The sequence below is a fragment of the Lentilactobacillus parafarraginis DSM 18390 = JCM 14109 genome, from assembly GCF_001435895.1.
Lineage (GTDB): Bacteria > Bacillota > Bacilli > Lactobacillales > Lactobacillaceae > Lentilactobacillus > Lentilactobacillus parafarraginis.
Window position 1 is genome coordinate 1 of the sequence record NZ_AZFZ01000041.1, and the last position, 19,613, is coordinate 19,613.

Consider the following 19,613-nt stretch of genomic DNA (forward strand, 5'->3'; position numbering starts at 1 on the left):
TGTGACACAACTAGCACAACGCGTTAACTAAGAAAAATTAAATCCAAGAAAATTGATCACGATGGGTTTTTAGCATATAGCTCAGCAAGTGATTTGACGTTGAAGTTATCGCCATTGAGCGTGTACTTATGTGGTGTACCAGATTCTTCACTATATTTTAGTGCTACCGGTGCACCAGTTGCACCCACTGTAGCATTGCCATCTTCGCCAAAGAACGGTATCTTTCCAGAGAAATCACTTCCCGATAAAACATTGTCTCCATTTGCACCTGCAGAAATTGACAACTTATATACGTAAATGGTCTTGCCTGACTGGTCTGCATTAAATATAGATGCCCCGGTTCCGTTCAAATCATTAGCATCCAAGTGATGTTTATCAGGGAGCCCCAGCCATTGACTAGCAGCATAGTAGATAGTTTCAAGTCTGTTTGAACTAATTGCCTTGTTGAAGTCCGAAAAACTAATCGTATCGCCAACTGCCCCGTTTACATTTGGATCACCCATTAGTAATTTTGCAAAATTACTATCCGTATCGCGTTTACCATTTGCGTCTTCAAGATAGCCGATTGTTTCATTGGAATTTTTAGAGTCATAAAACGCAATATTTGAAAATAGTGAGATAGCCTCAACAGACTTTACACTCAACTTAATCTCATTACCATAAGTGGCGCCCTTGATTACCTGGCTATTTGCGGATAATTTGGAGCCATCAATGCCATAACCCTTAATATTTGCCTTTCGAAGCAGAGCGGAATAAGCCTTCGTAGAAATATCCCCACCTGCAGTCGGATCATTTCCATTTGCAGCTGTCTTAATCGTATTTTGAACGGTACTTTCACCGTCAGCCTTCGTCAATTTAATGGAACCAATTGTCGTTCCCTTATCATCAACGAAAGTTAGTTTTACCTGATTATCCCCAATTTCCGGCGCCTTCGGAATCACCGTCTGGATCTTCACTTGCCCACCAAAGACGGTCTGGGCCAACGCCGTCTGTTGATCAGTGGTCAACTTATTATCGTCGTTCAGACCATAGCCGGTGCCTTTCAGCGCCTTCACAATCTGATCCTGAATCGCCGTCACATCAGCTACGGCCAACGTCCATGAAGACCCGTTAGCCGTTCCCAGCGTTTTACCATTTGCGGCGGTGGCGTTGGTGTAGTCCACATTCTTGATCAGGTTACCATTTGGATCGGTCAGTTGAATTTGAACCGCCTTATCAACGATTGGCTTGGTTCCCTTTTGAATTGAAATGGTAACTGAGGAACCCAAAACGCCCTGAGCTAAAGAAGCCATCTGGTCAACCGTCAATGCGCCCGGATAATAGCCCAACGCATTTAACGTGGCATTCATTTGGGTCTGAAGGGCCGTTTGATCATTCGCGCCTAACTGCCAAACGCCATTGGTGAGCGTTCCCAGCGTTGATCCCTTTGTACCGCCGTTCTTAATGTAGTCCATCGACTTGACGGGCGTCCCAGTTGCGGCATCCACAAAATTAATCCGCAGAGCATTATCGGCAATCTTATCCGTTGTTGGCTGGGAGTTGTTGCCGTTATTTGAACTGCTGGAACTGTCGGCGGCCTTTAATTGTGAAGCCAAGATCCAACCATTCGCACCAGCATTTCCTTCATACGCGTAAATGTGAACCCACTGGTCGCCCTCTTTAGTTCGGGTACCAGCTTCATCAATTTTGTACACGGAATCTGCATAAGCGCTGGTATCAGCAGCCTTTTTACCAACCTTATATTGAGTCCACGCCGGCTTCACGTATGTCGCGGTGCTCGTTCCCGGATTTGCCAACTTGTACGTGCCGGTTTGCATATCACTCGAAACCGTGCCCTGCTTGAATGTCGAATATGCCTTCAAGCCACCCGGTACGCCCGAACATTTTGTGAGGACCGCCCAGAATTAGCAATGCTACGCAGCGTACTCGTTGAAGCGACTCTGCGCGCACCCTTCAACGTGGCCGCCTTGTTATAAAGTGCATTGCTGCCGGTAAAGATCACGTTTCTCGATGATCCCGCCGTCTTTAACGCACTATTGGATGTAACCCGCACCCGGCTCTTCGCAAATGCTGGGTGATTCCCAATTGTGCCAGTCGCAAGAAAGCCCAACGCTGTCATCGAAACAAACAACGATTTCTTCAAATTGATATTCAATTCAAACAACTCCTACCCCTTAATTATTTAACACGTGTACATTGTAACCCATTGATTAAGTCATTAGTATTACATATACATTAACGTCTTGTTATAAATGAGGGTAAGTTTAGGAATCTTACTTATTAATAATAACCGCCTTAATTCCAACGTTGCGTAAAAAAGACTGAGGAAACAAACTCCTCAGCCTTGCTTAAATCGTTATTATTTTTATGCGTGGTTTCCCGCCTTTTTAGCGTGCTTGGCGTGGCCACCGTTACTTGACCGCGAGCGATTAGGTGCCGAATGATGGGCTTTCTTAGTGTCCGTCCCGATAAACGCAAACGCCTTAAAATCACGAATTGACGTTACTTTGATCTTACCAGGATAGGTCAGCTCCTCTTCGATCTGATCCTTAACCTGATTGGCAATCTCATCATTCTGTTCATCGTTAACCTGATGCGGATCAACCATAATCCGAATTTCTCGACCAGCTTGAATGGCGTAACTTTCCTTAACGCCAGGCTTGCTGCTGGCAATTCGTTCCAGACTCTTCAGGCGGTTCACGTATTCTTCAACCGATTCGCTTCGGGCACCAGGACGCCCACCGGAAATCGAGTCTCCGGCAGCGACCAAGTACGCGATTGGGGTTGTCACATCAACGTCGCCATGGTGAGACGCAATTGAATTAATCACTTGTGGATCTTCATCGTAGGTTTCGGCAATCTTGACCCCTAATTCCACGTGGGTTCCGTCGACTTCACGATCAATGGCTTTACCAATATCGTGCAACAGGCCGGCTCGCTTGGCAAGCTTAACATCAAGTCCCAACTCCGAAGCCAGCAGCCCGGCAATATCGGCAACTTCCACCGAGTGATTCAAAACATTTTGCCCGTAACTTGTTCGGTACTTTAAACGGCCAACGATCTTAATCAAGTCGGGGTGCATCCAGCCAATGTGCAGAGAACTGACCGTTTTTTCACCGGTCTTTCGGATGTCATCCATGACGTTGGTTTGCGCCATATCAACCTGATGCTCAATCGATTGGGTGTTAATTTGCTTTGAAACCACCAAATTTGTTAAGACCGTCTTGGCAATTTCGCGACGAATCGGATCCGCCGTCACGATATGCAGCATTGACGATTCATCCGGATCGAAAACCAGATCGGTTCCAGTGAGCGATTCAATGTAACGAATGTTCTGAGCTTCGCGGCCAACCAGCTTTTGTTTAACGCTGCGATCATTAATCTGAACGGTGTGTTCAGTATGTTCCCGCGGCATATCAACCGGGCCGCGCTGAATCGCATCAATCGCCATGATTTTGGCTAACTTCGGGGCGTTAACTTCGGCCTCATCGGATTGATATCGTAGTTCAACATCGCGTTCCCGATTTAAGTCCCGTGTTAACGCGTCCAAGATCTGTTTCTTGGCTTCATCAGTAGATAACTGACCCCGCTTCTGTAACGTCTCCAAGCGATCATGGGCTAATTGGTTAGCTTGAGATCGCAGTTCCTGAATGGTCTTATTGGTTTGATCCAACTCATCGTTTCGTTTGGCTAAATCTTCATGAATCTGATCAAGTCGTGCCTGGGTTTGTTTTAACCCGTTTTCCCGCTGGTCAATCCGGATCTGCCGGGTGGCATTATCAGCTTGATAGCTGTCAAGTTCCTCTTCAATTGATTCTTTATAATCGGCTGTTTGTTGATCGCCTTCAGAAGTCAGCTTTTCAGATGCTTCCTGGGCTTTCACCCTTGCGCTTTCAAGCAGCTTGTCAGCTTCCTGATGGGCCTGGGCAATTTTTTGCGCATAACGGCGCTTTTGCGTTTGAATCCCGCTAAACGCGCCAATGATAATTGCGATAACCGCAATTACAGCAATAATGACATAGATCAAGTCCGGACCTCCCTTCTATAAATAGTCCTAATGATAGTCTAACATATTCATTCGATTATTTGATATACCGATGCAAAAACTTCTTCACGGTTTGCGTATAGAGTTCGGGGTGATTCTGATACGATCGGGCGTGGCCGCGACCGGGCACAATCAGTAACTGCTTCGGCCCCCGATCGGCTTTATAAACCGGGTAGACCATTTTGGTCGGCACAAAATGATCATGGGCGCCGTGAATAAACAGCATTGGTTTGCGATTTTTGCGCACCTGGCTGAGAGCGTTGGCTTCCTTGAATGTGTAGCCGTTCTTCGCCCAGTTGATACCACTCACAATGTTGACCAACGGAAACTTTGGCAAATGATACAGTTGCTTGGCCTGATAGGCGATTTCATCATAAGCATCCGTGTAGCCACAGTCCTCAATGTAGGCTTTCACTTGGTGGGGCACGTTTTTAACACCGCTGACCATCATCGTCGTGGCGCCACCCATACTGACCCCGAAGACCACAATTTTCGAATCGGTTCCGTTATTGGCGATCACCTTTTTAATCCACTTGACATAGTCTAGTCGGTCCGGCCAGCCATAACCGATCACGTTACCCTGACTGTCACCATGCCCGCGGGCATCCGGCAGCAGAACATTGTACCCCAGATGATGAAACATATAGGCATACTGAAACATCTTATCCTTATCACTCATGAACCCATGAGCAACAATCACCGTCTTGGCAGTTGGCTTTGCGGCGGGAATATAGTTAGCGTCAAGTTTTAAATGATCGGTCGCGCTGATCTCGTGCCAGCGTGCCTTGGTCACTTCCTGATACCATTTATGGGCGGGATAAAGGACGTTTCCCAGTTTAATTTCCACCGGCTTGCTCAAAAACGCCTTGGGTGCCGGCACCACGGCAACTTTGTAAAAATATAGTCCGGCTCCAAATAGGCCGACCGTCACCACTGAAATAAGGGCGGCGCAAGAAATAAGGATTTTTGTTCGTTTTTTCAATTTAAAATCAACCACCATTTTAGTTTGCATTTGGAACTAATTACGTGAAGTTATGGCTAAAGCATGGGATTTCCGCTGTTTCTACCTTCTAGGTAACGGAAATGCAGTATAATAGAAACAATGAATAAGGACGGTGATAGCATGTTTCCAGAACGATTACGAGCATTGAGACGCGGTAAGCACCTGACGCTTTCCGCCCTCGCAGATGAATTAAACAAACAGTTTCCGACTGACGACAAGCACGAAAATACGCCATCCCAAATCGGAAACTGGGAACGGGGTGTGCGGACCCCGTCATACGTCGAGGTCCAAAAGCTCGCCTCGCTTTTTAACGTCACAATGGACTATTTAACCGGCCTCACCGAAAACAACACGTACGATCTGGGCCGAATGTTTATCTCGGACAAGTCGTTACAATTTAACGGCCAAAGCCTTGGTTCAGCCGACCGTTATGAAATTTACCAGCTCATCGCCGGTTACGTTCACGGTAAGACCGGCCGCGCCCAGGCCCCTGCCCCAAGAATTCAACAGGAAGAGTTGGATTTAGGGATGGATCAAAATGATCAATAACTGTTGAGGAGAGAATATGCTGTCAAATAAGCAAAAGAAGAAATTACTTAAAAAGAAGCACCCAACAACTTCAACCGAGTCTCATTATATCAAACAAATGCAGCAATATCGCGATTTATTCAGCGATTTTCCAAGTGTCAAATTTCTAATTAACAACGTCTTGGAAAGCGATCATTTGATTCAATCAAAGTTACTGCCGCAGGAGCTCCCAGAATTGCTGCTGCCTGATGACATTCAGGATCAAATCTTCCAGACCATTAATGCTAAGTTTGATAAGGGGGATCCCGAAGGTGACAAATTGTGGGATCAACTATCGGCAGCCCTGCCTAAATTGGACAAGGCGCTGCGTTCATATCGTGATTACTTAGAAAATCAGTACGGGATGTGGGCTTATATTTCCGGTCCATTTGTCAAAAGTTTGGCCAACTATATCGGTCACGACGCGGTCTTAGAGGTTATGGCCGGCAACGGCTACATTTCCAAGGGCTTGAAAGATTTAGGGACGACCGTCTATCCCACCGACAGTTTGGAATGGGTCGGCGAGAACCAGACTGGTCAGCATCAGGTGATCCCTATCGAGAAACTTGACGCAATCGCGGCCATTGAAAAATATCAGGATCAGGTTAAATACGTCATTATGAGCTGGGCGCCAGATAAGGGCGGCGTTGACCTGGACGTTCTTGACGCAGTTAGAAAAGCCGATAACGATCTTAAACTGATCGTCATCGGCGAAAAAAACGGCGCCACCAATTCAAAAGCCTTCTGGCAGCGCGCTCACTTTATTGAACCGGAAGCAGCGCAACAATTAAACGCACACCACCGGCCCTTCGACCTGATTAAAGACCAGGTCTACCTAGTTGACTAAGTTTAGGTAACGGAATTTTCTTAATTAAAGGTTGTTTTTCAAGCGGCGTCTTCTCGAATTCGAGAAGCGCTTTTTTGGTATCGGTACCGCCCCGATACTCGCCAATCTCACCGTTGGCTTTCACCACGCGGTGACACGGCACCACAATCAGAAACGGATTTTTAGCAACCGCGCTGGCGACCGCCCGAATAGCCTTGGGTTTGCCAATGTTTTCAGCCAACTGTTTGTAGGTGACGGTCTCACCGTAAGGAATCTCTCGAAGCGCGTCAATTACCTTGAGTTCAAGTTGATTAGTAATCCCGCTCAGGTCTAACGGCACGTCAAAGGACTGGCGCTTTTTATCGAAGAACTCGTTAAATTCATCAAGATAAAGGCCAGTAACGTTTTCATCGTACATAAATTGGTAGGTGTAGCGATCATGAGGATAGAAATCAAAAAGCTCAGAAATGTGACGATGGGGACTGGAAACAAAGTTCAAGCCCTTGTCGGTCACGGTAAAGTAAAAGGTCTGCTGATTGATTTCAAGGCTTTGCCAGTAAAGTTTTTTCATGAGGTAAAATCTCCAGAGTGTGAGGCGGCTTGGGTGGTACGGTGTCTAAGCGTCAAGCGGTTGAAATCCCGGGTTTGGATTTTGGCCGCTTGATGCTTAGACACCGTACCACCCAAGCCGCCGAGCACATTTAGTTTATAAAATAATAGAATTCCAACAACATCTAATTTTATCCTACCATACTTACCAAAGATAGTGGTAAACGACCCTGAGCCTTCACAAGTTCTTAACTAGTGCAATCCCCGTCAATCCGCTTGACTGTTAGTCATGACTCAAGCACAATGAAGTTATTAACTTGTGAAGGGAACGACGCATCAATGGCAAATACGCAAAAAGATCCTGCAGTCCAAAAAACGTCAAAATTGCGTTACGATCTTAGTGAAATTCGGATTAATAAAACTGTCAGTGAACTGATCCACATGGGCCATGACATCAGAGATAAGGTGCCCTTTGAAAGCTTGGCTGAGTTTAAACCGGTTAAGCGCGATGTCGTGACCGGCATCGAACACGTTGAGGGAAAGCTCATTTCCGAGCTGCTTCCCCTGCGGCATAAGCGATTAGCCGCCTCCCCATTTTCGTTTTTCCGAGGAACCGATGAACTGATGGCCTATGATCTTTCCCACCAAACGTCATCCAACATTCCAGTGGTCATTTCCGGTGACGCCCACATTGGTAACTTCGGGTTCTACGCATCCCCAGAACGCAAGCTGCTCTTTGATCTCAACGACTTCGACGAGTCGACAATCGGTTCTTCGGATTGGGATGTGCGCCGGCTGCTGGTCAGTATCATTTTGGCCGGTGAACTCAACGGACTCGACGCTGATAAAATCACCAGTATCGAAAAGGCGGCCGTTCAAACTTACCAGCAGATTCTCGAACAATGTTTCGATGACCACTCGGCATTGGAACGTTACTACTTCTCCACGGAAGTCGAAAATTTCCTGAAATCGGAGTCTGATGGCAACTCACTGCCAAAAATTTGGGAAAAGATCAAACGCAGTGCGCTTTCCCGTGATTCTGAAAAGGTGGTTAAAAAGTTTACGACCCTGGACGTAAAGGGGCACCTGGTCTTCCGTGAGAATCCCCCGAAAACGGTGCATGTCTCTCAAAAGCGGTATCAGCAGGTGGCCGATCATCTGCAAAAATATCTGCAAACAGTGACCCCGGATGTCGCCGTCCTACTGTCGCAATTTCACATTAGTGACATTGTCCGGCACAGTGTCGGCGTCGGAAGTTTTGGAACCCGCTGTTACCTTGTGCTGCTGACCGCCATTGACGGCAGCCACCTGGTCTTACAGATTAAAGAAGCATTGCAGACCCGCCGGTTTCAAGGGTTCGACGTGACCACCAAATACAGCCAAAGCGGCCCGGACAACGGCGAGCGCATCGTCACCTGCCAACAGGTCCTGCAGCGGGCGTCAGATCCATTTTTGGGCTTTTATCACAATAATGATTCCGGGCGGAGCTTTTACGTGCGCCAATTCTGGGACATGAAAGAATCCGTTGAGTTAAACGGGTTGGACACGGACGACTTCACCAACTATGCCAAGATCTGCGCGCTCCTCTTAGCTCACGGTCATGCGCAAAGCCCGACAGCCGGCATGGTTCGTGGTTATATTGGCAAGAAGAAAAAGCTGGTCAATAGTCTGGTCGACTGGGCCAATGCCTATTCCAAGCAGGTCCATCAGGACTACAAACTGTTCAAAGAAGCTTATGATACCGGAAAATTAGCCGAGGAGGAAAGCTAGGATGCATAAAGTTGTCTTTCACATTGACGAAGTTGGTAAATGGTCCCACACAGTTGGTAACATCAAAAATCTGGTCAACTACGGGAATCAACAGGGTGAAGATTATCAAATCACCGTGTTGGTGAACGGTGACGGCATCATGGGATACTTAACTGACGAGGGCCACAAAGCCGTCAAAAAATGCGGTAAAGAATTTGTCCGTTTCCACGCCTGCGCCAACGCCATGAAGAGTCACGGCGTCGAGGCCAAGGATTTGCCGGATAACGTCGAAATTGTGCCGGCGGGTGTCGCGGATTTAATCGCTCTGCAGGAGCAGGGATATGCGTATGTAAAACCGTGAGTGTGGGCCGAAAAGCGGTTAGCTTCCAGAGAATAAGTAACTAATCTGAATATCCCGGTCCTGGATATTGAGATTAGTTGCTTATTCGGCGGGAAGCTGCTTTGAGGCGCACAATTCCACTAGGTAACATTCGAACAAAACAAAGAAGCGGGCACAAATCAAAAGTTTGTGCCTGCCTTTTTTAAGTTCAAACAACAGAATTAATACTGCGGCTTAATATACGGGACCCGCTTTACCGTCGCCCCCGCAGAGCTTTCCACGTACCAAGTTTGGTTCTTAATCCGACTAAACTGTTCGCTTCTGCCAGTTAAAATCACCCCATAGAAAACGGCCTTCTTCAGCGATGGATTTTGGCGGGCATATTGGTGAGCGTACTTGGCAATGGCCCCGTTTGAATCCAAGCCCACGTTTTCCGAAGTGACCTTTTGGAGGGTTTTGTGGAAATAACGATAATCCTGGTTCATTAACCGACCGCCATCGGCTTGGATGCCAAGAAAGTTGCTCCCATCCATCGTTGGATCCAATTTGCCACCAACCCCAATCCAGTACCAATCGGCATGGATAGTCTTGGGTAATTTACTTTGAATTTGTTGATATGTCAATGGTTTCTTGAACGTTACGGCGACTTCTGCGACATAGTTTCGCATTTTTGCGACGTCAGGAAGCTCATTGACCCGCTTCACTTCTGAGTGGCGAAGTCGATTATTATAAAAGATTGGCTCCTTTACTTGGGTGATCCGATCGTAGACCGCGTTGGGTTCATAATCATTTAAATTGACGCTGTCAGCCAAAGTGTTATTGAACCACGAATACTTGCCTTGAACCGCGGACCACGGCACGTGATACCCGTCAATGACTTTGTAACGGCGACTCACAACGTTACCGCCCCAAACGGAGGTGTTGTCCAATACTTGATCGCTCAATTGAATATTGGGCGCCATCACGGTTTCGGCAATTTCCATTTTCTGATTCAGCTGCTGGGACTGAATCCCTGATAAATACTGGGTTCCCCGATACATCAACAGTAACATAATCGGAACGGTGATCACCACCGTTGCTAGTGTGATCAGCCAGCGCCGAAACTTCACTTTCCTGGCCAGCTTTTCAAATTGTTTGTCTTCATTCATCGTTTTCTGCCATCACCTTTCGCAATTTTTTCCGGGCCCGATAAAGCTGCATCTTAATTGAACTCGGCCGTTTATGCTGCCTAACCGCAATTTCATTAATTGACCACTCGTCAAGGTACTTTAGCTTCAATAGTTCCCGCTCCTTGGATGAGAGCCTTGCCATTGCCCGTGAGATATCAGGATCCAATCGGTCAATGATGCCGGGATGGGCGGTCGGCGACTGGGGAATTAAGTACGTCGTTAAAATCGATTGCAACTTTTGTCGCCGCCGATAGTAATCAATGTAGCGATTTTTGGCCATTCGATACATATAGGGCTTAATTTTGTTTGGTGGTAAAAACAAATCCATTTCCAGCACTTTGACAAACACATCCTGAACAATGTCTTCCGCCACGCCTTTCTTGGCACCCTGACGCACCAAATACAAACACAACTCATCCAGAATTGGCTTTAGCTGTGCTTCATACCCATTCAGTTTCATGACAACCCCCTCTCCACCTATATAACGATTGAACCGGAAAAAAGTAACGCCCTTCTCGCAAAAAAACGAGTGTGCGATAAAAAGCGGTTAGCTTCCAGAGTATAAGTGGCTTANCTTATACGGCCGGAAGCTGCTTTTTAGCGCACGATTCCACTATGTAACATTCGGATAAAACAAGAGGCCGGAACAATTTTTTTGTCCCGGCCTCATTTCTGATTAATTTACGTTTCTTCCAATAACTAGCCCACCAATTTTTCCACACCCATTTGAATCTCATTGGGATGGTTAACAATTGCGCTGGCATGAGCTGCCGAAAGTTCTGGCACATCGCCAAATCCGTAGGTAACGCCCAGTGTCTTGACGTGATTTTCGTAGCCGCCAATCATGTCGGTATTGCGGTCGCCAATCATGATACTATCGGCTTTCTTCGCGCCGGTTTTGGTCATCGCATACTTCAAAACGGCTGTTTTCGTGACCCGAGTCTTTTCATCGGCAGACGCGCCAAACTCACCTTCGAAATACTGGCCGAGATTAAACTTATCGTTAATCATTCGAATCATTTCTTCCGGCTTGGCCGAAGCGATGTGCAATTGATAGCCCCGCTGCTTGAGTTTCGCTAATTCCTCCAAAATTCCGGGATAAATCGTCAGCTGAAAGATCCCCTTACTGCGGTAATATTCTTGATAATAGCTCAGCGCGTTAAAAATATCATCCTTGGACAAACCTGGATAGAACCGCGGCACACTTTCAATCAGTGCTGGCCCAATAAATTGACGGTACTGATCATCGGTCAGTTCAGGAAGATGCATCTTCTTAACAAAGTATTTAAGCGACTTGACGATGCCAACCTCAGAGTCAGCAATCGTTCCGTCAAAATCGAAAAACAATTGGGTCATTTAAATTCCTACTTTCGTTTTGTAATTATGGTATTCAGTGTCGCTTATTTCGGCGTGAAATGCAAGCAAGTGCCAAAAAAGCCGGGTTGGCTAACTTCCCCACCCGGCTGATCGCAAAAGATTGATTATCGTTACTATACTTTAGGGATAAACAAGTTCCCCAGGGTTGCCGCCATCATTGCCTTAATCGAATGCATCCGATTTTCAGCTTCTTCAAACTGAACGGCGTATTTACTGGTGAAGACCTCGTCAGTGACTTCCATTTCGGTGATCCCGTATTTCGCTTGGATCTCTTTGCCATACTCGGTATCAGCATTATGAAAGGCGGGCAGACAATGCATGAAGATTAATTGATCGTCAGGCGTGCCGGTCTTCTCGAGAGCCGCCATGTTAACTTGATACGGCATCAATTCCTTAATCCGCTGTTCCCAATTGGTTTCACCCATCGATACCCAAACATCGGTGTAAACAATGTTGGATCCCTTAAGGCCCTTATCCAAATCGTCGGTGATCAAAATTTCCGCCCCGGACTTCTTGGCAAAGCCCTTGGCGATCTGCTGAACCTCATCGCTGGGATGAAGGGTATTTGGCGCCACAATGTGAACGTTAACCCCAAGAATTGCGCAGGTAACCAGCAAGGAGTTGGCCATATTATTGCGGCCATCCCCCATAAATGTCAACGTCAAACCATCCAATGACTCAAAGTTTTCCTTGATTGTCATGAAGTCAGCCAGCATCTGGGTTGGGTGCCACGTATCCGTAAGACCGTTCCATACCGGCACGCCACTGTCCCGAGCTAAAATTTCAACGTCGCTTTGTTTAAAACCCCGAAATTCAATCCCGTCAAACATGCTGCCGAGGACCTTGGCCGTATCAGAAGTTGATTCTTTTTTACCTAACTGAATGTCATTGTGGCCCAAGTATTCAGGATGCGCGCCTAAATCAATGGCGGCTGTCGTAAAGGCGGAGCGGGTTCGGGTGGACGTCTTTTCAAACAGCAGGGCAATGTTTTTTCCTTCCAAATAATGGTGGGGAATGCCGGCCTTTTTGAGGGCCTTTAAATGCAGGCCAAAATCGACCAAGTAGTTGAGTTCACCGGCCGTAAAGTCCTTTTCAGCTAAAACACTGCGACCTTGAAATACATTCTGTTTGAAATTTTTTGTCATCCTATATCGCTCCTATCGTCCTGAAAATGGGTTAATTAGTGAATGCTGCGGTTAATTTTTTACCTGATACACTGCTCCGAAGCCCGCGCTGAAGGCGCTGGCAAGTCCCTTTAGGGGCGACACCCAGGCACTAACGTCTAAGGTCTTCTCGCAGGCTATTCTTGTGACCCCATCAACAAATCCGGGTTTGCGTGCTTCAAAAACATTGCCTTAATACGATCGGCTGCCGGCACCGACGGGGAAAACATCACGACCGTATCATAACCGGCCAGCGTTCCCGCAACATCGTCCATATGAAGGTCATCGATCACTGCCGCCAGCGGATTGGCATAGCTTGGTTGGGTATGGATCACCGTCACGAATTGGACTTGGCGGATCTCAGTGACCGTTCCGTTAATCATCCGGTACAGGCGTTCCAGCTCATTCTGGTTTCCCGACTTAAATATCATGTAGCGGGAATTTCCCGCGCTATCCGGCTGCTTGACAATCTGCATCTCACGAATATCGCGGGACAGCGTTGCCTGAGTTACCGAAATGCCAGCAACTTTTAGCCGCGCCATCAGTTCATCCTGAGTGGTGATGCTGTATTGGTTAATAATCTGTTCAATTTTTGCCTGGCGGGCATCCTTTTTCATTAGGAAAATCCTTTCGCTCAAAAATAGTTTGCTTAAATATTCATAATCTATCGTTTAATTTGCATAATCTATCAATACAAATCATAATACAAATTTCAACATTTGGCTACAACTAATTCAAACTAATTCGAAAAAGTCGTTGAAGTGCCGTAATTACCGCACTTCATAGCGGCAAGATTCCTTTGGATGTGAAGAGTCAACCGCGACCTTCTTGTCGTATACATAAATCTCACAGGCTTTACCATGCATGAGTTCAACCTGGACCTCATTTTGATAAATCGTAAACAGCACTTCTGTCCTTCGTAACCGCAACTTGAAACGGATCATATTCCAAGCCGCTGGCAATTTAGGTTCCAAGCTAAAGTGCTTGGCATTATTCACAACCCCAGCGAATCCGTAGACCACCCCTTCCCAGGCAGCTCCTAAACTTCCGGCATGAATGCCGTTTTGGGTATTATGGTGAAGATCCATCAAATCGGTTCTAACCGCCTGCGTGAAGAAATTATAGGCTTGCTTCTTGCGCCCGGCCCTTGATGCAGCAATCGCATACATGGCCTTGGATAGGCTGGAATCATGAGTCGTAATGGGTTCGTAAAAATCATAGTCGGCCTGCAGCTGCTCCAGGGTGTTCCCCTTTGGAAACAAAATATCAGCCATAATCGTATCCGCCTGCTTATTGACCCGATAACGATACAGCATCAATGGGTGATAGTGAAGCAGCAGCGGGAACTGGCTCTGGTCGATTTGATCGATATGCATATCAGGTAACTGTTCAAATCCCTGATACTGAATTTTAACGTTCTTTTCCTTATTGTACGGGAGGTACATCAAATCAGCGGCCTCCTGCATTTTTGTCACTTCCGCTTCGGACAAATTCAGGTGACTGAGCACGTCGTCAACACCCTTAAACGCATGCGCGTACTTGACTGCCAGGCGAATGTTGTACTGGGCCATTAAATTCGTAAAGTAATTATTGTTAACCAGCGCGCTGTATTCGTCAGGCCCCGTCACGCGATTAATGACAAACTGTTTCTTACCATTAATCGTCGCAAAGTTACCGTACTGCATCCAAAAGCGGGCTGTTTCAACGATAATTTCATAACCGTAATTTTGGAAAAACGCCTCGTCTCCAGTAATCGTATAATACTGATCGACGGCAAAGGCAATGTCAGCATTGATATGAAATTGGGCCATACCCGCCAACCAGTAGGAGCTTGACTCATAACCGTTGATGGTCCGCCAAGCGTACATGGCGCCTTTCGAAAGGCCAAACTCACTGGCCTGCTGCTGGGCGACGTGAAGCGTATGATACCGAAACATCAGCAATTTACGGGCAAGATCGGGTTGGGTGTAAATGAAGAACGGCAGCATAAATATCTCGGTGTCCCAGAAGAAGTGGCCGCCATATCCGTTACCGGTCAGTCCTTTGGCAGGAATGCTGGTCTTTTCGTCGCGGCCCGCCGACTGGTTCAACTCAAATAGATTGAATCGCAGGCAGAGCTGACTCCGGGGATCGCCATCGATTTGGACGTCACTGTGGAGCCAAAATGTCTGCCAGACCTGGGCCGAAGCTAGAAGTTCCGATTCAAAGGTCGTATCGCGAATATAGTTATTTAATGATGAGAGGTACTGATCGGCATACATCCGCGCATTGACCAGGGGGTGAATATTGCCAATCGCGAAGAGAAACTCAAAGTTCTTCTGACTGCCGCGTTTTGCAAAATACTTGCTTCTGTAACCATACTGATTATTATCATCTTTAAAGTAATCAATCTTCGGATCTGGGGCGTAATTTTCATTTGCTTGAAAGGTTAAAATGATCCCCTGCTGGCTTCTAAACGTGGTCACCAAATAACTGGGCTGCCCGTTATCCGGAATAAAGTCCAATTGCATCTGCCCAACGCTTTGACTAACCCGCATGTCTTCATTCTGCTGGTGGGTCATCTGGTTGACATAATTATGAAGTTTAATGATTTCCACGTCTTCATCGAAGTTCGTCGGAATAATGGAATAACGAATCCCATACACGTTTTGCTTGCTCAGGCTGGCAAAGCTTTCCACGACCAGATTAAAATTGCGGTTTTCGGGGGTCGTCACTGAAAACATTTCGTGAAGCAATCCCGTTTGCATGTCTAAATTTTTATCGACGATGTCAACCACGAAGTGATCAGTGGCCGAGTCTTCATTAGCGACCTTAATCCGAATATATCGGGGATCCAGCAGCCGGTTAATGACCTGATCATTTTCGGGATAACCAGTATACTTTTCGCCGTATGACACGTTGTTGTAATCAAAAAAGCCGTTAATGAATAAGCCAGGAGAACCAATGTAGTCGGGATTATTGCCCTGAAGCGGGTTAGAATCCCGGACCCCAAGGTGACCATTCCCGACGTTATAAATCGTTTCTAGAAAGAGTGGTTCTTTGCTGCGTAAATTTTGTAGATGAATTTGAAATTCTGGTGATTGTTCAATTCTCATGAGTACTGGCCTCCTGCATATTGCTTTAATTTTACCATTCTACACAAAGTTTTCACTTTTTGTTAGCAAAAAATTCACATTTTTATGTTAGTACGAAATAGTAATCTTTTAGGAGTTGTTAAATTTAAGTAAATGTCAGATGGCAGCTGCAATTAACGCTTTACTCCCTGTTTCTGGGTTGTTATAATTTTGATTGACTCGTTACTTTGCTTTAATAAGTTGATAAGTCTATATGCATGCATTCAAACGGCGACTAGCATATAATCAGTTTGTAAACTAAGATTAATCGTCCCACATTGTGAATTTTCACGAAGGAGAAATAACATGAACAGCAAATTACTTTCGTTTCTTGAAGAAATTAAGGCCCAGGGTAATATGTCCAAGGCCGCTCAAGCTTTGTTCGTTACACAGCCATACATTAGTCGGGTGATTAAAAACGCCGAAGTCAATTTTGGTGTTCGTTTAATTGACCGTTCATCTCACCCAATCCAATTGACATATGCGGGTGAAAAACTCCTTTCCTACCTTCAGGAAGAAAATCGTCTGCGTGCCAATTTGGATCGCGAAATGACTCACCTGTCCGAATTTAAGTACGGTCATCTCACCATCGCATCCAACGAGATTTTACCAAATGATTTCTATGACCCGATCTTAATTCGGTTCTCGCGAAAATACCCGAAGATCCACGCCCAAGTGATTCGCACGAATAGCCGCGACGCTGAGAAACGCCTGTTATCCGGATCACTCGACTTCTTCGTTGGTCATCCACTGTCCAATCCAAAGGTCGAGTATCAACCAGTTGCTAGCGTGCCATTGGTATTAGTGATTCCTGAATCCTCATCATTGTTCACACCGGGCAAGTTTGTCGTCGATTACGATACCCTCGATTTTACGAAGCTTTCCGGCGAACCATTTATTGGCATTCCCCAACAGGACTACTACCAACGACTGGTCAACAACTTCTTAAGTGATCTCAACGTTTCACCAGAGTACAGCTTAGAAGTTCCTGACATTCACCTCTCAGCTGATCTGGCTGTCAACGGATTGGGCGCCACTGTTTCGCCAGAGGTCTTCGCCACTAAGCCGTTCATTACCGATGAGCAGCAAAAGAAGTTGAACATCGTTCGGATTCCAACGGATAAAATCACGGCCGACTTTGGGATCACTTATATGAAGACAAAACAGACATCAGAACCAGTTACCGATCTTTTAGGGATTATCAAAGACGTTGTATCGGAATACGCCCCTAAAAAATAATGATCAAACGGCACTCGCAAAGCCTTTGCGGGGGCCGTTTTTTGTTGATCGCCGTGTCCTGACGAGATGCGTTCGCATCAATTAGCATTTTTAGAAATTGGTTTGGTTGATAACATAACTGTTTAGATATTTTAGTACCCTTTTAAATAACAGTTTTAGCTATTTTCGTCACAGAAAATTCATATTTATGTAACTTGATTGACATACATTATTTTTCAGAGTACCCTAACAATGGCTAGAAGGGAGAAAGCGGTTGTTTTACAGCATTGGGGGCACATTATCTAACGCCGACTGCTGACGTATCAATTGTTCTCCAAGATTTGTTCGATACATAACCGTACACGTCACTGTGAACATTTAACTGAGGGCGCGCTATCAAGCTGCTGAATATGATTAATAATGGAGAAATCGGTTGGGTACTCGTTTGAGCAAAATTGCCGGGAGTCAGTGATAACCGGTGAAGGATCCAACCGTTTTTTTAAGTTGCAGGGGAAGCAATTTAGAAGGGTCTGAAAAATCATGAAGAAAGCAAAGAGTTTACTCGCACTATCCACCGGACTGGCAGTTCTGCTGCTGGTCGCACCAACGGCATCGGCGGCGTCAAAGAAGAACGCCGGAAAAGATCCGTATGGCATCAACAAAATTTTAGCCAAGCTAATTGGCAAAAAACACGTGTCACCCAACAAGCATATTCAGTTAGACATTGTGTTGAAGCCCCAGAATCAGAACCAATTGACCGATGAAATTTATAACGTTAACACCCCGGGCAAACCCAATTTCAAAGAATTTTACACCCCGGCGCGTTTCGGCCAAAAATTCGGCCGGCCCGCTAAAGTTGTCGGCCAGTACCGGCCCTACTTTGCCAAATATCATCTAAAGACGCAGACATTTTCCAATAACCTGATTTTGAAGGTGTCAGGGTCGGCAAAGAACGTCAATAAGGCCTTTGGCACGAACTTGGAATCAGCGAGATACCACAGCAATCCCGTTCAGTTTTCAACCAAACGCCCGAAACTCCCCGCAAAGTTAGCCGACAACGTTTTAACCGTTCTTGGGATTACCAGCCTCAACGTTAAGGCCAGCGTGCTTGCCAAGAAGAGCGCGAAGAAGGCCGCTAAACCGGTCGCCAAGTATGCGCCAAGTAAGTTCACCAATCGCTATCAGCTTTCGCCGCTCTATGATCAGGGCTTCAAGGGTCAGGGGCAGACGGTCGGCATTGTCAGTTTTGCCGGCTTTGACAAGGCCAACGCCGAACATTTCTGGAAGGCCGAGCACATTGCCACTAAGCCAAACCGGATTAGCATTAAAAACATTGCCTCACCTTCCGTTCAGGCAACTAACGATAAAACCTCCCAATTTGAAACCACGGTTGATGTTGAGCAAGCCGGAGCTGTGGCCCCTCAAGCCAACATTCGGCTATATCACGCCAACTTCAGTGATGTCGGCATGGTAAACAGTTTCGCCACCGCGTTTGACGAGAACAAGGTCGGGTCCCTCTCAATGAGTTGGGGGATTAACGAATACATGCTTCACTACTATAAAAACAATCATCTCCTGTCACCGGTTTATGGCCAAGTGATGAACCTTGTCATGGCGCAGGGTGCGCTTCAGGGGATCTCAACGTTCATCGCATCCGGTGACTCGGGGGCTTTAGCGCAGGGAGTTGGCGGCAAAATCGGGCCGATCAAGATTCCAAACTACAGCACCTACGCCTTCTTCCCGGCAGACAATCCGTGGGTAACGGCAACTGGCGGGACAACGATTCCGTTTAGCCGCAAAATTAAAAAGGGTGTCAGCGTCTCCGTCAATAAAGAACGGGCTTGGGGCGGCGATTACCTCTTTAACGCCTACACCAAGGGAAGAAACGAACTGCTCAACAACATTAAGCTCTTCAGCTTAGCCACTGCCGGTGGCGGCGGTGGCATCAGTCACCTCTACAACACGCCTCAGTACCAGGAAGGCGTTTCCGGTGTTAATACCTTCAACGCCCGCCAGTACATCTCAAACCTGATGCAGCCGCGGATGAACCCGGTATTGCTCAGCGGTACGGACTATGGTCGTAATTATCCTGACGTTTCCGCCAACGCTGATCCACTTACGGGTTACCAAGTTTACGATAAGGCCATGAAGGGTTGGTCCGTCCAGGGCGGCACCAGCTTTGTGGCTCCCCAGTTTAACGGCGCAACCGCCGTCATGAACAGTGGCAAGGGCCAGCGAATGGGGCTGTGGAACGCCCAGATTTATCAACTTGCACAGGATAAGGAGAAGACACCGTTCACCGTCATGGACAGTAACACTAACAACTCAAACCTCTATTACACCGGTCAGCCGGGGAAACTTTATAACCAGGCAACCGGTTTGGGAACCGTCAACTTCCAAAAACTGTATGATAACTATCAATAATCACATATGACAAAAGCAAAGGAGATCCAGCATGCCATCATCGGCACTGAATCTCCTTTAGTTTAATGAT

The 19,613-nt window shown here is 46.6% G+C and carries 17 protein-coding genes; 6 read left to right on the plus strand and 11 right to left on the minus strand.

Annotation, left to right across the window (positions count from 1 at the left end; translation table 11 throughout):
- Positions 1-56: 56 nt before the first annotated feature.
- The 4 genes from FD47_RS09625 to FD47_RS09640 all read right to left on the minus strand — a co-directional run bounded on the left by FD47_RS09625 (position 57) and on the right by FD47_RS09640 (position 5,045).
- Positions 57-1,862 (minus strand): hypothetical protein, encoded by a 1,806-nt coding sequence (locus tag FD47_RS09625; protein WP_054735386.1) that lies wholly within the window; start codon positions 1,860-1,862, stop codon positions 57-59.
- Positions 1,859-2,155 (minus strand): hypothetical protein, encoded by a 297-nt coding sequence (locus FD47_RS15835; RefSeq protein WP_054735383.1) that lies wholly within the window; start codon positions 2,153-2,155, stop codon positions 1,859-1,861. Before FD47_RS15835 ends, FD47_RS09625 begins: the two co-directional genes overlap by 4 nt.
- Before the next feature lie 210 nt (positions 2,156-2,365).
- Positions 2,366-4,027, minus strand: a complete 1,662-nt coding sequence (rny, locus tag FD47_RS09635; RefSeq protein WP_082620241.1) for a ribonuclease Y — start codon at positions 4,025-4,027, stop codon at positions 2,366-2,368.
- Between the two features lie 55 nt (positions 4,028-4,082).
- Positions 4,083-5,045: an alpha/beta hydrolase gene (locus FD47_RS09640; RefSeq protein ID WP_056980598.1), complete on the minus strand. Its 963-nt coding sequence runs from the start codon at positions 5,043-5,045 to the stop codon at positions 4,083-4,085.
- A gap of 123 nt (positions 5,046-5,168) precedes the next feature.
- Between FD47_RS09640 and FD47_RS09645 the strand changes: the two genes are divergently transcribed.
- On the plus strand, positions 5,169-5,597 hold the full coding sequence (locus tag FD47_RS09645; RefSeq protein WP_054735381.1) for a helix-turn-helix domain-containing protein: 429 nt from the start codon (positions 5,169-5,171) through the stop codon (positions 5,595-5,597).
- 16 nt (positions 5,598-5,613) lie between these two features.
- Positions 5,614-6,462 (plus strand): hypothetical protein, encoded by an 849-nt coding sequence (locus FD47_RS09650; RefSeq protein WP_054735377.1) that lies wholly within the window; start codon positions 5,614-5,616, stop codon positions 6,460-6,462.
- On the opposite strand, the gene FD47_RS09655 is transcribed toward FD47_RS09650, so the two are convergent.
- On the minus strand, positions 6,434-7,012 hold the full coding sequence (locus FD47_RS09655; RefSeq protein WP_054735374.1) for a methylated-DNA--[protein]-cysteine S-methyltransferase: 579 nt from the start codon (positions 7,010-7,012) through the stop codon (positions 6,434-6,436). The genes FD47_RS09650 and FD47_RS09655 overlap by 29 nt on opposite strands.
- Positions 7,013-7,329: 317 nt before the next feature.
- Here FD47_RS09655 and FD47_RS09660 point away from each other — a divergent pair, with 317 nt between their 5' ends.
- Positions 7,330-8,760 carry a DUF2252 domain-containing protein gene (locus FD47_RS09660; protein WP_156404148.1) on the plus strand — a complete coding sequence of 477 codons (1,431 nt, stop codon included), beginning with the start codon at positions 7,330-7,332 and terminating at the stop codon, positions 8,758-8,760.
- A gap of 1 nt (position 8,761) precedes the next feature.
- Positions 8,762-9,100, plus strand: a complete 339-nt coding sequence (locus tag FD47_RS09665) for a DsrE family protein (protein ID WP_008211546.1) — start codon at positions 8,762-8,764, stop codon at positions 9,098-9,100.
- A 200-nt stretch (positions 9,101-9,300) separates the two neighbouring features.
- Here FD47_RS09665 and FD47_RS09670 read toward each other — a convergent pair whose 3' ends face one another.
- From FD47_RS09670 to FD47_RS09695, 6 genes are all read right to left on the minus strand, one after another.
- Positions 9,301-10,227 carry a sigma factor regulator N-terminal domain-containing protein gene (locus tag FD47_RS09670; protein WP_054735372.1) on the minus strand — a complete coding sequence of 309 codons (927 nt, stop codon included), beginning with the start codon at positions 10,225-10,227 and terminating at the stop codon, positions 9,301-9,303.
- Complete coding sequence (locus FD47_RS09675) at positions 10,220-10,708, minus strand: RNA polymerase sigma factor (protein ID WP_054735369.1); 489 nt, start codon at positions 10,706-10,708, stop codon at positions 10,220-10,222. Before FD47_RS09675 ends, FD47_RS09670 begins: the two co-directional genes overlap by 8 nt.
- Before the next feature lie 239 nt (positions 10,709-10,947).
- Positions 10,948-11,604 carry an HAD hydrolase-like protein gene (locus tag FD47_RS09680; RefSeq protein WP_054735366.1) on the minus strand — a complete coding sequence of 219 codons (657 nt, stop codon included), beginning with the start codon at positions 11,602-11,604 and terminating at the stop codon, positions 10,948-10,950.
- A gap of 134 nt (positions 11,605-11,738) precedes the next feature.
- The gene (gene argF / locus FD47_RS09685; protein WP_054735362.1) at positions 11,739-12,770 is read right to left on the minus strand and encodes an ornithine carbamoyltransferase; all 1,032 of its coding nucleotides are present in this window, start codon (positions 12,768-12,770) and stop codon (positions 11,739-11,741) included.
- Positions 12,771-12,925: 155 nt separating this feature from the next.
- Entirely contained in the window at positions 12,926-13,405 is a 480-nt protein-coding gene (locus FD47_RS09690; protein WP_054735360.1) for an arginine repressor, read from the minus strand.
- A gap of 153 nt (positions 13,406-13,558) precedes the next feature.
- The gene (locus FD47_RS09695) at positions 13,559-15,883 is read right to left on the minus strand and encodes a glycoside hydrolase family 65 protein (protein ID WP_054735358.1); all 2,325 of its coding nucleotides are present in this window, start codon (positions 15,881-15,883) and stop codon (positions 13,559-13,561) included.
- 324 nt (positions 15,884-16,207) lie between these two features.
- Here FD47_RS09695 and FD47_RS09700 point away from each other — a divergent pair, with 324 nt between their 5' ends.
- Entirely contained in the window at positions 16,208-17,140 is a 933-nt protein-coding gene (locus FD47_RS09700; RefSeq protein ID WP_054735356.1) for a LysR family transcriptional regulator, read from the plus strand.
- Between the two features lie 519 nt (positions 17,141-17,659).
- Positions 17,660-19,543 (plus strand): S53 family peptidase, encoded by a 1,884-nt coding sequence (locus FD47_RS09705; RefSeq protein WP_054735354.1) that lies wholly within the window; start codon positions 17,660-17,662, stop codon positions 19,541-19,543.
- Positions 19,544-19,613: the final 70 nt, after the last annotated feature.

Excerpts from the sequence above, each read along its gene's own strand:
- FD47_RS09695 (WP_054735358.1), bottom strand. The coding sequence starts at position 15,883 with ATGAGAATTGAACAATCACCAGAATTTCAAATTCATCTACAAAATTTA.
- FD47_RS09705 (WP_054735354.1), top strand. The coding sequence starts at position 17,660 with ATGAAGAAAGCAAAGAGTTTACTCGCACTATCCACCGGACTGGCAGTT.
- FD47_RS09640 (WP_056980598.1), bottom strand. The coding sequence starts at position 5,045 with ATGGTGGTTGATTTTAAATTGAAAAAACGAACAAAAATCCTTATTTCT.
- FD47_RS09645 (WP_054735381.1), top strand. The coding sequence starts at position 5,169 with ATGTTTCCAGAACGATTACGAGCATTGAGACGCGGTAAGCACCTGACG.
- FD47_RS09670 (WP_054735372.1), bottom strand. The coding sequence starts at position 10,227 with ATGAATGAAGACAAACAATTTGAAAAGCTGGCCAGGAAAGTGAAGTTT.
- FD47_RS09660 (WP_156404148.1), top strand. The coding sequence starts at position 7,330 with ATGGCAAATACGCAAAAAGATCCTGCAGTCCAAAAAACGTCAAAATTG.
- FD47_RS09700 (WP_054735356.1), top strand. The coding sequence starts at position 16,208 with ATGAACAGCAAATTACTTTCGTTTCTTGAAGAAATTAAGGCCCAGGGT.
- FD47_RS09655 (WP_054735374.1), bottom strand. The coding sequence starts at position 7,012 with ATGAAAAAACTTTACTGGCAAAGCCTTGAAATCAATCAGCAGACCTTT.
- FD47_RS09675 (WP_054735369.1), bottom strand. The coding sequence starts at position 10,708 with ATGAAACTGAATGGGTATGAAGCACAGCTAAAGCCAATTCTGGATGAG.
- FD47_RS09665 (WP_008211546.1), top strand. The coding sequence starts at position 8,762 with ATGCATAAAGTTGTCTTTCACATTGACGAAGTTGGTAAATGGTCCCAC.
- FD47_RS09680 (WP_054735366.1), bottom strand. The coding sequence starts at position 11,604 with ATGACCCAATTGTTTTTCGATTTTGACGGAACGATTGCTGACTCTGAG.
- FD47_RS09650 (WP_054735377.1), top strand. The coding sequence starts at position 5,614 with ATGCTGTCAAATAAGCAAAAGAAGAAATTACTTAAAAAGAAGCACCCA.
- argF (WP_054735362.1), bottom strand. The coding sequence starts at position 12,770 with ATGACAAAAAATTTCAAACAGAATGTATTTCAAGGTCGCAGTGTTTTA.
- FD47_RS09690 (WP_054735360.1), bottom strand. The coding sequence starts at position 13,405 with ATGAAAAAGGATGCCCGCCAGGCAAAAATTGAACAGATTATTAACCAA.